General features: G+C 44.2%; 16 protein-coding genes. 11 read left to right on the top strand and 5 right to left on the bottom strand.

Features of this window, described 5'->3' with window-relative positions; translation table 11 throughout:
- The first annotated feature begins 166 nt into the window (after positions 1-166).
- A complete protein-coding gene (locus tag H8B19_RS08750) occupies positions 167-1,756 on the top strand; it encodes an ABC-F family ATPase (RefSeq protein ID WP_186506443.1) in 1,590 nt (529 codons plus the stop codon).
- A 63-nt stretch (positions 1,757-1,819) separates the two neighbouring features.
- On the opposite strand, the gene H8B19_RS08745 is transcribed toward H8B19_RS08750, so the two are convergent.
- On the bottom strand, positions 1,820-2,554 hold the full coding sequence (locus H8B19_RS08745) for a hypothetical protein (protein WP_186506442.1): 735 nt from the start codon (positions 2,552-2,554) through the stop codon (positions 1,820-1,822).
- 425 nt (positions 2,555-2,979) lie between these two features.
- On the opposite strand from H8B19_RS08745, the gene H8B19_RS08740 reads away from it, so the two are divergent.
- The 8 genes from H8B19_RS08740 (at position 2,980) to H8B19_RS08705 (ending at position 9,730) form a co-directional block, all read left to right on the top strand.
- Entirely contained in the window at positions 2,980-3,510 is a 531-nt protein-coding gene (locus tag H8B19_RS08740) for an SPOR domain-containing protein (protein ID WP_186506441.1), read from the top strand.
- 99 nt (positions 3,511-3,609) lie between these two features.
- Complete coding sequence (gene hslV, locus H8B19_RS08735; RefSeq protein WP_186506440.1) at positions 3,610-4,134, top strand: ATP-dependent protease subunit HslV; 525 nt, start codon at positions 3,610-3,612, stop codon at positions 4,132-4,134.
- A gap of 11 nt (positions 4,135-4,145) precedes the next feature.
- Complete coding sequence (hslU, locus tag H8B19_RS08730) at positions 4,146-5,474, top strand: HslU--HslV peptidase ATPase subunit (protein ID WP_186506439.1); 1,329 nt, start codon at positions 4,146-4,148, stop codon at positions 5,472-5,474.
- 162 nt (positions 5,475-5,636) lie between these two features.
- Positions 5,637-6,065: an ATP-dependent zinc protease family protein gene (locus H8B19_RS08725; protein WP_241737549.1), complete on the top strand. Its 429-nt coding sequence runs from the start codon at positions 5,637-5,639 to the stop codon at positions 6,063-6,065.
- An 8-nt stretch (positions 6,066-6,073) separates the two neighbouring features.
- On the top strand, positions 6,074-6,979 hold the full coding sequence (rimK, locus tag H8B19_RS08720; RefSeq protein ID WP_186506437.1) for a 30S ribosomal protein S6--L-glutamate ligase: 906 nt from the start codon (positions 6,074-6,076) through the stop codon (positions 6,977-6,979).
- Between the two features lie 8 nt (positions 6,980-6,987).
- Positions 6,988-8,016 carry a succinylglutamate desuccinylase/aspartoacylase family protein gene (locus tag H8B19_RS08715; RefSeq protein ID WP_186506436.1) on the top strand — a complete coding sequence of 343 codons (1,029 nt, stop codon included), beginning with the start codon at positions 6,988-6,990 and terminating at the stop codon, positions 8,014-8,016.
- A gap of 77 nt (positions 8,017-8,093) precedes the next feature.
- Positions 8,094-8,540: a Zn(2+)-responsive transcriptional regulator gene (zntR, locus tag H8B19_RS08710; RefSeq protein WP_338401514.1), complete on the top strand. Its 447-nt coding sequence runs from the start codon at positions 8,094-8,096 to the stop codon at positions 8,538-8,540.
- Complete coding sequence (locus H8B19_RS08705) at positions 8,528-9,730, top strand: SO_0444 family Cu/Zn efflux transporter (protein WP_186506435.1); 1,203 nt, start codon at positions 8,528-8,530, stop codon at positions 9,728-9,730. The genes zntR and H8B19_RS08705 overlap by 13 nt, the downstream gene beginning before the upstream one ends.
- Here H8B19_RS08705 and H8B19_RS08700 read toward each other — a convergent pair.
- Positions 9,727-10,818 (bottom strand): MJ1255/VC2487 family glycosyltransferase, encoded by a 1,092-nt coding sequence (locus tag H8B19_RS08700; protein WP_186506434.1) that lies wholly within the window; start codon positions 10,816-10,818, stop codon positions 9,727-9,729. The two genes, H8B19_RS08705 and H8B19_RS08700, sit on opposite strands and share 4 nt — an antisense overlap.
- A gap of 10 nt (positions 10,819-10,828) precedes the next feature.
- Positions 10,829-11,341: a phosphatase PAP2 family protein gene (locus tag H8B19_RS08695; RefSeq protein WP_186506433.1), complete on the bottom strand. Its 513-nt coding sequence runs from the start codon at positions 11,339-11,341 to the stop codon at positions 10,829-10,831.
- Positions 11,342-11,521: 180 nt separating this feature from the next.
- Between H8B19_RS08695 and rraA the strand changes: the two genes are divergently transcribed.
- Both rraA and H8B19_RS08685 read left to right on the top strand, forming a co-directional pair.
- Complete coding sequence (rraA, locus tag H8B19_RS08690) at positions 11,522-12,007, top strand: ribonuclease E activity regulator RraA (protein WP_186506432.1); 486 nt, start codon at positions 11,522-11,524, stop codon at positions 12,005-12,007.
- A gap of 12 nt (positions 12,008-12,019) precedes the next feature.
- On the top strand, positions 12,020-13,024 hold the full coding sequence (locus H8B19_RS08685; protein WP_186506431.1) for an arginase family protein: 1,005 nt from the start codon (positions 12,020-12,022) through the stop codon (positions 13,022-13,024).
- A gap of 136 nt (positions 13,025-13,160) precedes the next feature.
- On the opposite strand, the gene H8B19_RS08680 is transcribed toward H8B19_RS08685, so the two are convergent.
- Positions 13,161-13,754 (bottom strand): hypothetical protein, encoded by a 594-nt coding sequence (locus tag H8B19_RS08680; RefSeq protein WP_186506430.1) that lies wholly within the window; start codon positions 13,752-13,754, stop codon positions 13,161-13,163.
- A gap of 48 nt (positions 13,755-13,802) precedes the next feature.
- Positions 13,803-14,111 (bottom strand): hypothetical protein, encoded by a 309-nt coding sequence (locus H8B19_RS08675; protein WP_186506429.1) that lies wholly within the window; start codon positions 14,109-14,111, stop codon positions 13,803-13,805.
- Positions 14,112-14,225: the final 114 nt, after the last annotated feature.

Genomic DNA, 14,225 nt, shown 5'->3' with positions numbered 1-14,225 from the left:
GAAGGGTTCGTCCTAAACGCTCTTTACTCTTTGTTGCTTATTTTTGACTTAATCCATTAGGCCTGCAAATAAGCGCCGCGATTAAAAAGCGTTTGGTTAGAACAAAATTTATACAGCAAAGATCAACAGACCCTAACCACTGTCCTCAACTTTTGGAATTCTCACCTTGTTAGTAACTTCAAATATCACCATGCAATTTGGCGCTAAGCCGTTGTTTGAAAACGTATCTGTAAAATTCGGCGAAGGAAACCGCTATGGTTTAATTGGTGCCAACGGCTGCGGTAAATCCACCTTTATGAAAATTTTGGGCAAAGAGCTGGAGCCCTCTTCCGGCAACATTTCCAAAGATCCTAATGAACGTATTGGTAAGTTAAAGCAGGATCAGTTCGCTTACGAAGAATTTTCGGTGATCGATACGGTGATCATGGGTCATGAAGAATTATGGGCCGTAAAGTCAGAACGTGATGCGATTTATGCCAAGCCAGAAATGACCGAAGAAGACGGCATGCGTGCGGGTGATCTTGAATCCGAATTTATGGAAATGGATGGTTATACCGCCGAAGCCCGCGCCGGAGAATTATTAATTGGTGTTGGTATTCCGGTTGAACAACACTTTGGTCCCATGAGTGAAATCGCTCCGGGCTGGAAATTGCGCGTATTACTGGCGCAGGTACTGTTTTCCAATCCGGACATTATGTTACTCGACGAACCGACCAACAACCTCGACATCAACAGTATCCGCTGGTTAGAAGGCATCTTAAATCAGCGCAATTGCACCATGATCATCATTTCGCACGATCGCCACTTCTTAAACAGTGTTTGTACTCATATGGCCGATTTGGATTACGGTGAATTACGTCTGTTCCCGGGCAACTACGACGAATATATGACGGCAGCAACCCAGGCACGTGAGCGCTTACTGGCAGATAACGCTAAGAAAAAAGCACAAATAGCCGAGCTTAAAACCTTTGTTAGCCGTTTTTCGGCCAACGCATCTAAGTCCAAGCAAGCAACATCTCGTGCCAAACAAATTGATAAAATTCAGCTGGAAGAAGTTAAACCTTCCAGTCGTCAGAATCCCTTTATCCGTTTTGAACAATCTAAGAAATTACACCGGCTGGCACTGGAAATTGAAGGTCTGGCCAAATCTTATGAAGAGCAACTGTTCAGCGGCTTTAACCTGATGGTAGAAGTGGGTGAACGTGTAGCGATTATCGGTCCAAACGGTATCGGTAAAACCACCTTACTTAAATGTTTGGTGGGTGATGAAGACATCAACGCAGGCTCCATTAAGTGGTCAGAAAATTCGAATATTGGTTATTACGCACAGGATCATGCACACGAATTTGCCGAAGACAAAACCTTACTCGACTGGATGTATCAGTGGGCCAAAGAGGGCGACGACGAACAGGTGATTCGCGGCACATTAGGCCGTTTATTGTTTTCGCAAAAAGAAATTGATAAATCAGTTAAAGTCCTGTCGGGTGGTGAGCAAGGACGTATGTTATTCGGTAAGCTTATGCTGCAAAATCCGAATATTCTGGTGGTGGATGAACCGACTAACCACATGGATATGGAATCCATTGAATCACTCAACCTGGCGCTGGAAAACTACCCGGGCACCTTGTTATTTGTTAGTCATGACCGTGAGTTTGTATCCTCGCTGGCTACACGCATTATCGAGCTAACCCCCACCGGTATTGTAGATTTCCACGGTACTTATGAGGATTACCTGAAAAGTCAGGGTGTGGAATAATCCTCTGAAATTCAGATACAAAAAAGCCGACATAATGTCGGCTTTTTTATTGTTTGTTCTTTCTTATCGATGGCGACGGAAAACCATCAAAGCACCAAAAGCAAATAAAACAAACAAACCTGGCTCTGGTACTGCACCGAAAGTTAAGTTATCAAATTTAACATCATATGATGTGCCGTAATTTCTTGCGTTCAGAATAACACCAGACAAATAGTCAACATCACCTGATGTATCAGTATAAATCAACGTATCGTTAAGGAAATACTGTACTCCGCTACCCGAAGTAACCCACAATTTTAAATTGTTATACGCATTTGCGTTAAACAATGTGCTTACATCAGCGCCCCAACCCAGATTGTCCCAAGTGGCAACACCTGCTGGATTAGCAGGGACAACGGCACCCGCACCCTGATACTCTAAAATTGGCCACCCAGCAACATTAGAAGGATTTGCACTATTACGACCAATTCCCCATATGCCAGCATAACGGAAGCCATCAAGCCAGTTATCTGAGTCAATAAACATATCGATTGAAAGATAATTTACATACTCACCAAACTGCAGTTGCATACCTTGCGTGTCATAAAATACACCTTGTGGATTTGGTGAATCGGCGCCATCAATACTCAAAACCAGTTCATCATTGATAATTTCGAATCCAGATGGTGTTGAGCGGTCAGTATTCCAACCAGCCAAAGAATCACCGTCGTTGAATTCAATAGTGGTTAAACCTGCGGTCGCATTAGTTGCGATTGCCAACATACCTATTGCTAATAATTTTTTTAACATGAGAGCCATTCCCCTTTAAGTTCCTTCAATATTATTTTTGGCGCATTACTATCAAAATAGTTTTGGCATTTATGCATTTATAATGCCACCATAAATTTTATATTAAATTTCAAATAGTTAATTAATTTTACAGTATATTTAATACGTATTTTGTAAAAAAAGCTGACAGCGCTATCATTTGTCAGATTTCAAATTAGAACTTGTATAAAGATGTATTCATTTGGCTAAATCTTTTTGCTGCTGCCTGTGATTTTTTGTACACAAATATTCAGAGTAAAATACGCAAGTGAGATACAAATTACAGGGATTGCGACAAAACATCAGACTTAACTAATCTTTGTTTTATTTTTACGTTGTATCAACAGGTATTGCAGGTACAATCACTAGCCCAATAAAGAAAACACCGCTCATTAAACCAGTTGTAGTTAATTTTTATGGCGCCAAAAGATTATGTTTCCCGGGGAAAATCACAAACTCCCCCACCCAAAGAAACGCCCCCATTACCCTGGGTACGTATTCTGGTTACCACAGCGTTAATATCGGGCTTTGGTTACTTTTTATGGAGCATTAAAGGCTCTGCACCGGAAACTGATAGCAAACAAATTATCGAGCCCAAAGAAAAAACCGACCCTTTGCCTAAGGTGCCTAAAGAAAAGTGGGATTTTATTGATGCACTTGATCATCAGGATATTGAGGTAGATGTACCCGAGCCCGCAGAACCCAAAGACACACGTCCTTACAAAATGCAGTGTGGTTCTTTCCGCTTAAAATCGCAGGCTGAAGAAATGAAGGCCAAACTGGCGCTGGTCGGTTTGGAAGCCAATGTGAAAGGCACTGAAGGTAAAAACGGCCTGTGGTATCGGGTGGCGGTTGGCCCGATTGAAACCAAACGCGAAGCAGAAGCACAAAAGCATCGTGCGCGTAAACTGGGGATCCCTACCTGCCAAATCTGGCGCTGGAATTAATCTGTCCGGCGCCCTTGAAAACCCGCACAACTATCCCTAAATAAGCACTATCTACCAACACCGCCGCTGGCGGTGTTTTTTTCACAAATAGGAATGACGATGACCACAATAGTTTCTGTCAGACGTGGCAATCAGGTGGTAGTTGCCGGGGATGGTCAGGTATCCCTTGGAAACACCGTTATGAAAGGCAATGCACGAAAAGTGCGTCGCTTATATCACGATAAAGTATTAGCTGGTTTTGCTGGCGGCACCGCCGATGCTTTCACACTATTTGAACGCTTTGAAGCGAAACTCGAAGCCCATCAGGGGCATTTAACCCGCGCCGCCGTTGAGCTGGCAAAAGACTGGCGCACCGACAGAATGTTGCGCAAACTGGAAGCGTTATTAGCGGTCGCTGACCATACGGCGTCATTTATTATTACCGGTAACGGTGACGTGGTACAGCCGGAAAATGACTTAATTGCCATTGGCTCGGGCGGTGCCTACGCGCAGGCCGCAGCAACTGCCATGCTGGAAAATACTGAATTAACGGCCGAGCAAATCGCTACCAAAGCTTTAACCATTGCTGGTGATATTTGTGTTTATACCAATCATCACCAAACTGTAGAACTACTGGATTATTAAGAGACTGATTCATGTCTGAAATGACCCCAAGAGAAATTGTTCACGAATTAAATCGCCATATCATTGGCCAGAATGATGCTAAGCGCGCGGTTGCCATTGCACTGCGTAATCGCTGGCGTCGTATGCAACTTAATGAAGACTTACGTCAGGAAGTCACACCTAAAAACATTTTAATGATTGGCCCGACCGGTGTGGGTAAAACCGAAATTGCCCGTCGTCTGGCTAAATTAGCCAACGCACCTTTTATTAAAGTGGAAGCCACTAAATTTACCGAAGTGGGTTATGTGGGTAAGGAAGTGGATTCGATTATCCGCGATTTGGTGGATATGTCGGTCACTATGACCAAAGAGCAGGAAATGGCCAAGGTTCGCTTCCGTGCAGAAGAAGCCGCCGAAGATCGCATTCTGGATAAATTATTACCTCCACCCGAAAACAGCTGGGGTGAAAAGGAAGACGTTCAGGATAAAGGAACCCGTCAGGCTTTTCGTAAAAAATTACGTGAAGGCCAGCTAGACGACAAAGAAATTGATATCGAAGTTGCCTTGCCGCAGGTCGGTGTGGAAATTATGGCACCACCCGGCATGGAAGAAATGACCAATCAATTACAAGGCATGTTCCAGAACTTATCCGGCAATCAGTCCAAGAGCAAAAAGCTTAAAATCAAAGATGCGTTTAAATTACTGGTTGAAGAAGAAGCTGCCAAGCTGGTTAATCAGGAAGACTTAAAGCAAAAGGCCATTCACATGGCCGAACAAAACGGCATCGTGTTTATCGATGAGATCGACAAAATCTGTAAACGTGAAAACGCCGGCGGCGGTGATGTATCGCGTGAAGGTGTGCAACGTGATTTATTGCCATTGGTAGAAGGCTCAACCGTTAGCACTAAACACGGTATGGTTAAAACCGACCATATGTTGTTTATTGCCTCTGGCGCATTCCAGATGTCGAAACCATCTGATTTAATTGCAGAACTTCAGGGCCGTTTACCTATTCGTGTTGAATTAAGTGCACTGTCTGCAGAAGATTTTGTACGTATTCTGACAGAACCAAATGCCTCTTTAACCGAGCAATATAAAGCCCTGATGAAAACCGAAGGTGTGGATATCAACTTCACCGAAGACGGCATCGAGCGTATTGCGAAAGCGGCATGGCAAGTAAACGAAAAAACCGAAAACATCGGTGCCCGTCGTTTGCATACTGTGATGGAAAAACTCATGGAAGAAATTTCATTCGATGCGTCGGAAAAACAAGGCTCAGCGGTGGATATCAACGCCGAGTATGTAAATGATAAGCTGGAAATTCTGGTTGAAAACGAAGATTTAAGCCGTTTTATTCTGTAATCAAACCTAATCCGCATAAAAAGCCATCTACTTATAGTAGTTGGCTTTTTTTTTGACCTACACTTTTGTTTTTTAAGTTAATTGTGCGAATTTATTTAGGCGGATTTATTTTTTCATGATATATCGCACCCTTTAAACTTTTTGCCTGACGGGATGCAAAAAATGAAGACAACATTAGGCTGGCGAGAATGGGTAGCTTTGCCCGACCTGGAACTTGCTTCCATCAAAGCTAAGGTCGATACCGGTGCCAAAACCTCATGCTTACATGCTTTTAATCTGGAGCCTTTTGAAAAGGACGGTGAAAACTGGATCAAGATCTGGCTGCATCCCAATCAGGATGACAATGAAACCGAACACCAGTGCGAAGCCAGAATTATTGACCAGCGCTCAGTGCGTGACTCTGGTGGCCATGAAGAAATACGCTATGTCGTGGAAACAACGCTGGAACTTGCCGGGCAGTGCTTCCCGATAGAATTAACCCTAACCAACAGAGACAGTATGAAATTCAGAATGTTACTGGGTAGACAAGCGATGCTTGAGCGGTTTATCGTAAATCCGACTGCCTCTTATTTAATCAAACAACCGTCATAGGCTCAGACATGAGAATTGCTGTTTTATCCAGAAACGCCAACCTTTATTCTACCCGCCGCCTCAAAGAAGCCGCCATTGAACGTGGTCATGAAGTGCAGGTAGTTGATGCACTTAAATGTTACATGAACATCAATATGCAGAATTCATCCGTGCATGTGAAAGGCCATGAGCTGCCACAATTTGATGCGATTATTCCACGTATTGGTGCGTCCATTACTTTCTACGGCACAGCAGTGCTTCGTCAGTTTGAAATGATGGGGGTTTATCCGGTTAATGAATCGGTGGCCATTACCCGCAGCCGCGACAAACTGCGCTCTTTGCAATTATTGTCACGTAAAGGTATTGGTTTACCTGTTACCGGATTCGCTAACCAGGCCAGTAATATCCCCGATTTAATTGAAATGGTCGGTGGCGCCCCTCTGGTTATTAAATTACTTGAGGGTACACAAGGCATTGGTGTGGTGCTGGCGGAAACCCGCAAAGCGGCGGAGTCGGTAATCGAAGCCTTTATGGGTTTAAAAGCCGACATTATGGTACAGGAATACATTAAAGAAGCCGGTGGTGCCGATATTCGCTGTTTTGTGATTGGTGACAAAGTGATTGCCGCCATGAAGCGTCAGGCCAAGGCCGGTGAATTCCGTTCAAATCTGCACCGTGGCGGTACTGCTACTGTGGTGCGTTTAACCCCCGAAGAACGCAGTACTGCGGTTCGTGCTGCACGCACGATGGGTTTAAACGTGGCAGGTGTGGACATTCTGCGTTCCAATCATGGTCCGGTAGTGATGGAAGTAAATTCCTCTCCCGGACTGGAAGGGATTGAAGCCGCAACCGGTAAAGATGTCGCGGGTAAAATCATCGAATTTATCGAGAAAAACGCCCAATCAAGAAAAACCCGTACCCGTGGTAAAGGTTAAAAAAATTAATGGCCAGAAAACGCGCGCCCTTTGAGCTTGCAGAAACGGTAATTCCCGCGGGTCGTCAGGTATCAGTAAAGATTCCTGCGGTTCGCCTGTATACAGATACCCCGATGGATTTGCATGTTGAAGTTTTTCACGGTGTAAAAGACGGGCCAACTCTGCTGGTTTGTGCCGCAGTGCATGGAGACGAGCTTAATGGCATCGATATTTGCCGCCGCCTGATCAAAAAGCTCAATCCCAAACGTTTACATGGCACTGTGATGATAGTGCCGATTGTTAATGTATTTGGCTTTATTCAGCAAACCCGCTATTTGCCCGACAGGCGCGACCTAAATCGCTGTTTTCCAGGTTCTGATCAGGGCACGGTAGGTTCACGTCTGGCTTATCTGTTTTCCAGCATGTTAATGTGCCGCGCCTCACATATTATTGATTTGCATACAGGTGCCATTCACCGCAGTAACATGCCGCAAATTCGCGCCAACATTAAAGATCCGGCAGCACTGGCGATGGCAGAGGCTTTCCATGTGCCGATAATTTTGCACGCCAAAGAACTGGATGGTTCAGTACGTGCCACCGCCAGCAAACTGGGAGCCTCTGCAATTATTTATGAGGCAGGGGAAGCGCTGAGATTCGATCAGGCTGCAATTAAAGCCGGATTAAACGGTGTTTTGAACGTAATGAAAGAACTGGGCATGGTGCAACGCCGTGGCAGCCGGGTTAAATTTGAACCGCTGATTGCCAACCATAGCCAATGGGTACGCAATGAATACGACGGTGTCATCATTAACCGTATTCAACTTGGCTCACGTGTAAACAAAGGCCAGATTATTGGTTACAGCGCCAGTCCACATGGAGATACCGAGCATCCAATCCGCTCACCGATAGATGGTGTGGTAATTGGTATCAGTAACATCCCGGTGGCCAATGAAGGCGAAGCCCTGTTTCACATCGCTAAAATCAGTACTGAACAGATCACTGAAGCCGGTGAAATCGTTGACTCCTTTATTGAAGATTTTGATACCCGCGTTTTATAAATATCACCCTAATTTTTAATCATTGCTTGACCCTGGAGTATACTTCAGGGTTTATGCTATTCCACATGGCAGATTAAGTGAGCAATAATCCAATGCAAAGTTTGCAGATCGGAGAGCTGGCCAAACAAGCCGGCATCAGTGTTGATACATTGCGTTTTTATGAATCGAAAGGACTAGTGAAAGCCAGCGAGCGCAGCGAAGGCGGTTATCGCTTGTATAGTCAGGCAGATTCCGAACGCCTTAATTTTATTCTGCAGGCCAAAAAAGTGGGATTTTCATTAAAAGAAATCCAGCAACTATTAACGCTGGATGCCCATAAAGACCAGCATACCTGTAATGAAGTGAAGCAGGTCACCGGGCAAAAAATCGAAGAAATTGAGCAGAAAATTCATGATCTGGTGGTGATCAAACAGGCATTGCAACATTTACATCAGGCCTGTTGTGGTGGCCCGGAAAGCGCAGAAAACTGCACGATTTTACAATCGCTGCAGCAAACTAAGGAGGCATCTACATGCAATGGTTAATCGAGTTATTAAATAACTTTGTTTTGTTATTTATTGAATCGGCCCCCTGGTTATTACTCGGTTTGTTAATGGCAGGCATGATGAAATGGTTACTGCCGGTTAATTTACTGGAAAAACACATGGGCACCAGCAGTGCCGGTTCAGTCATTAAAGCAGCGATTATTGGCGCCCCTTTGCCTTTATGCTCCTGTGGTGTGATTCCCGCCGCCATTGGTCTGCGTCGCGCAGGTGCCAGTAAACCAGCTACCGTTTCCTTTTTAGTTGCAACACCGGAAACCGGCGTGGATTCCATCTCGGTATCTTATGCCTTGCTCGGCCCGGTTATGGCGATAGTGCGCCCAATTGCCGCCATTAGCAGCGCAATTTATGCGGGTTTAGTGGTTCGAATTAGCACAACACAGGCACAGACAGAACCGGTTAAAAGCACACCATCTGAAGCAGTGTCCTGTTGTAGTTCGGCGAAAACAGAAGCCAAACCAGTCAGTAGTTGTTGTAGCTCCTCAAACGAACAAACAAGCAGCCAAAACAAAAGTAGCTGTTGTGCCAGCGAAAAGCCTCAGGTACCAGCACCGGCAAAGTCATGCTGTGGCAGTGCATCGAAAAAGCCAGCTGAACCAAACTGGCAGCAAAAAGTGATTAATACCTTGCAGTTTTCCAGCGGTAAATTGCTTAACGATATAAGCAAATGGCTGCTGATTGGCCTGACACTGGCAGCTATGGTTAAAACCTTTGTCCCGGTGGATTTTCTTACTCAGTGGGGTGACGGTTTTATTGCCATGTTAGTGATGGCGTTAATTGGTATTCCCATGTACATCTGCGCTACGGCTTCAACCCCTATTGCCCTTGGTTTTCTGGCTGCGGGAGTTTCCCCCGGTGCCGTGCTGGTGTTTTTACTGGCGGGACCGGCAACCAATATTTCCACCATGGGCATGATTTATCAGGAAATGGGTAAACGCACGTTAATGGCGTATTTGTTCAGTATTATGACAGCCAGTATTGGATTCGGTTACGCGTTAAATGCACTGATTGATGTCTATGGCTGGCCGATAGGCAATGCTGCGCTGATGTCACATGAACACAGCCCGTCATTGCTTTATATTGGCTCTGCTGTGCTGCTGGCAGGATTGATGCTGCGTAACCTGCTCCAGCACCTAAAAAGCCATCAACACAACCCCGCTGCCGCCAGTTAAGCAGCGTTGCCCGAGCCGGTCAGCTTTGGATAACGATTTAACAAACGCTGCACCGGCTCAGGATAAATAACCTGATCCCACAACGCTTTACACAAATCACCGGTATCCTGCCATTTCTGCGCTTTGATCCAATCCACTAACGGGCTGACATCCTGAGGAAACACGATTTTGTTATTGGATGGCGCATGCAGCCATTTATCCAGAATATCGGTGTCCAGATTATGCATTTTGCTACATAACTGCAGCTCATTCAGGGTTAATACATTAGACAACTGCTCGAACTGGCCATGCAGCGGTTTTAGCAATAGCTTTTTACCCAGCATTAAACATTCGCTCGATAACTCAAAACCGGCATTGGCGATCACACCGGCACTGACCACCAGCTCTTCCCGAAAACCCGTCTTACTGGTTTTACGCCAACTAATGTTTTCATCATCATAATCGCTGTCCAGATTAGGATGGAAACAAACAAACCGTTTTTCACTAATGGGTTTTAAAAACTCTTCAATATCTGTCAGGTTTTCAAACGGCAGGTACACTAAATACTGATCGGTTTTTACATCTTTGACTGGCTCAATATCAATAAGCGGTGGTAGTAAATGATGACCAAAGTGATGCCAGTGCACCCCCAGGTTAATATCACAGGGCGCGAAATATTTAAGTAACAGGCGATTCATCAGATTATCACCTTCCTTTGGCACATTATGGGTAAATGCCGCCTGATGGCTGATGGATATCGACGGAATTTTCTGTCGCTTCGCCGCCCAGGCAGAAATGGGTTCAAAATCATTCAGCAGTAAATCATAACCAGATAAATCCAGCGATTTAATATCTTTCCAAAGCTGAGTGGTGCTGGCTTGTTTAAAGGTTTGCCAGTGGTCGATAGAGCCTTTTTTGGTGACAAATGACAGACCGCGGCGGGTTTGAAAATCACCAAATACTTCCATATCAAAATACTTATCTGCAGCACGACCACTAAACAGATAATCCACCTGAATGTCGTCCCGTTTGGCAAATGCCGCGGCCATGACTCGCGCACGCGTGATATGCCCATTCCCTGTGCCCTGCACACCATAAAAAATTTTCATACAACGTTTTCTATAAAAGGATTGAAAGACTCACCAGTGAGATGGTTTCACCTAACAATGCACCAACAACAATATCACTGGGATAATGCACTCCCAGCAATACGCGTGAAATTCCGATAACTGATGCCCAGCAATACACCAACGGGGTTAATCCGGGATAAAAGTGCGCCAGTAATGACGCCATAAGAAAGGCTGCTGCGGTATGACCAGAAGGCAGACTAAATTTATCTGAAGGCGAAATATGCGCCTGAAAATTACTAAATAAATCACAGGGGCGCTGGCGTTTAAATGACTTTTTCAGCACCACATACAGAGGCAGTTCCATTGCATAGGCCAGTAAGGCACTGTAAAGCCAGATACTACCCTTTTCCTGCTCAAAGGAATAAATTAACAGCGCAACCAGCAGGTAAAGATAACCATCGCCTGTTTTCGAAATCATTCGAATCAGGGTACAGTTGCGTCCTTCGGTTTTATTAAACAGCCAATAAAACAATTGTGTATCTGTACGTGAGAGTAAATTCATAGCCAGAATGCCTCTTTCTCATTATGGCTGATGCTAGTTTTGCTTTTTGAAGGAAACATGACAAAGATAAGAAGCTTTGATGACAAAAGCAGCAATTGGCGATAGTTTTTAAATGCTGCTTTAATATGCGAGGTGTCTGGCAGTATACTTGTGTAGCCAAGTGCGAGTTTAAGGATCAACATGGAATACAATACCTCTGAACTATGTGATTTGTTTGCCGATAGTGTCGATGTGGTCGAACCTATGTTCGTTAGCTATGGTGGCCGCCGGTCATATGGTGGAGAAATTACCACGATAAAATGTTTTGAATCCCGTGGACTGATTGAAAAAGTATTGCAGCAACCCGGACAAGGGAAAGTGCTACTGATTGATGGCGGAGGTTCAACCCGCCGTGCATTAATTGATACCAATCTGGCCCAGCTGGCACTGGAAAACGACTGGGAAGGCATTGTTTGTTATGGCAGTGTGCGCGAAGTCGATATGCTCGAAGAACTCGATATTGGCATCCATGCCGTGGCTGCTATTCCTGTTGGCGCTGATTTTGAACCCAATGGTGAAGTAGATATCGCGGTTAATTTTGGTGGTGTAACCTTTTTACCGGAAGACCATCTGTATGCCGATAGCACCGGCATTATTCTGTCACCCGATCCACTAGACGTAGAATAAATCTCACCCGATATGACATTTGAGTTAGACCTGGCCACCGACACGTGGCTTAAGTCCGTGGTTAGTTGCCGAGCGGGCGAATTTAAAACTGGCCAGAAAATCCGGCTGTTATCCGATGGTCTATCACTGCAAAACGCAGCTCAACACGGCATTAAATACGTTGTATTCGGTGTGCCGGAGGATATTGGCCCACGAGCAAACCTGGGTCGCGGTGGCGCTAATAAAGCCTGGTCGGCATTTTGTCGTTATTTTTTAAACTTACAAGCCAACCGGTTTTTAGCCGCAGATAACATTTTGCTGCTCGGCGAGCTCAAAGTACCGCTTTGCGAAAGCAACAAACCTGACAATTTACGTGCCGCCTGTAACGAGCTCGACCAGAGTGTCTTTGAACTGGCTAAAACCTGTTTCGACTCTGGCCTTATTCCGATCATTATTGGCGGTGGGCATAACAACGCTTACCCTATCATCAAAGCCTGCAGCCAAAGCAGTGAACAAAAACTGGCAGTGGTGAATTTAGATCCGCACTCAGATTTTCGACCAATGGAAGGCCGTCACAGCGGTAATCCTTTCCGGTATGCCCACCATCAGGGCTATCTGGAACATTATGCTGTAGTTGGTTTGCATGAACAGAAAAACTCCGACGATGCTTTAAATGCGATGCAACAAGCGGGCTTCCGTTATTTTTCTATCCAGCAATGGTTATGGCAGCAACAAATAAGCTGGTCGCAAATCGTTGAACAAACCACAACTTATTTAACTAAAAACAAACAACCGATTGGTATTGAACTGGATGTGGATGCGATTTCGACAATGCCATCCAGCGCCCTGACCCATTGCGGTGTTAGCGTGACCGACGCCATGCGTTATGTTTCGCAGTTTTCAACACTGCCAAATGTGCGATATTTGCATTTAGCCGAAGGCGCGCCGGAGCATCATCCCGCCGGGGTTGACGCTGGTATGGTGCAAGTTGGGCAAACACTGGCTGAGTTAGTGAGTGCTTTTGTTAAAGCAAGGTAGTTGCGCAATTCATTATTCCTCCTCTGGCTTTTTTCGTGCGACATCCAGTCGCCCAAGCACCTTTTGGAAACACCCAAAAAGGGGCGAAAATTGTGATCAGTATAGAAGTGTCGAACTTTCACACATTGTTTTGTTATTATGATTTGACAACATGCTCCAACTTTTCAAGCACCTCATTACAGTTTGTAAAAACTGATTCTACAGTATTCCAAAAAGAATCATGGAGGGGTTCTATTTTCGGTGAGCCTGAATAATAGTTTAACAATACACCGTTGGTAGCATGAAGCGTTAAACTTCCGTGTGCAAAAGCATTTCTCCATTTAATAATACTTTTTAGATATCCCTGTAGACGATCTCTGTCCTTACCCTTAAATGCATAAAATTGATTTGAAACTTTTGATATTAGATGTTTTTTAGCACTTAGTTGTATAAAAGACGCCTGTAACAATTCATTTTTGAACAATGCCCGCTTGTTACAAGAGCCTTCAAAAGATCCCATAAAATATTCTATTAAAATATCTTCCATCTTTTTTTCTAGACATACCGTAGACCACAAAATTTTACTCCCATTTTCTCTAGCTATATTTAAAATTCTCCAATCATCTTCTCCGATGTCGCCTATTGAAAAACTCTGAAATCCATCTTGGTTAGGTATATCTTCAACTTCCAATTGCTTTGGGGTTAAAGTAAATGCAACCGTATTAGTCGCAGGTAATTTAATTTTTTTCATTGATTTTATTTAAATTTTTATTATTAGTAATAAGATAACTGAGTCTTTTTAACCATTTTCTAAACCTAGTATTTTAGAAATGGAGTTTCCAGACGCATTGTCAATATTTCTGACTGTTGCAACCGTTTTGTTTATTCCATCTAAAAATGGTATGTATTTGGAAAAGAATCCCTTTTGTGCACTACTATTCTCTACAGCATTTTTAACCATATTTCGTTTAAGTGCGAGAGAACCAAAACTTGTCTCTAACTCGGCTTCTATTCCCTCTATGCCTCTAATACGATAAGCAATTATTGCTTGCCTTAGGCCCTCAAGATTTCTTATAAGAAGAGATTTTAGATTTTCTTCGAAATCCAACTCTAAAACAGTTTCAGTTAACTCAGATAAAACTTTTCCTGATTACCCACTTTGATCAGCCACTGCTACACTGTATATAATTACAGTTAAAGGTGGGTGCATATCATGGCAAAG

The organism is Neptunicella marina (genome assembly GCF_014270035.1).
Classification (GTDB): domain Bacteria; phylum Pseudomonadota; class Gammaproteobacteria; order Enterobacterales; family Alteromonadaceae; genus Neptunicella; species Neptunicella marina.
This window is presented reverse-complemented; position numbering and strand designations above follow the sequence as displayed.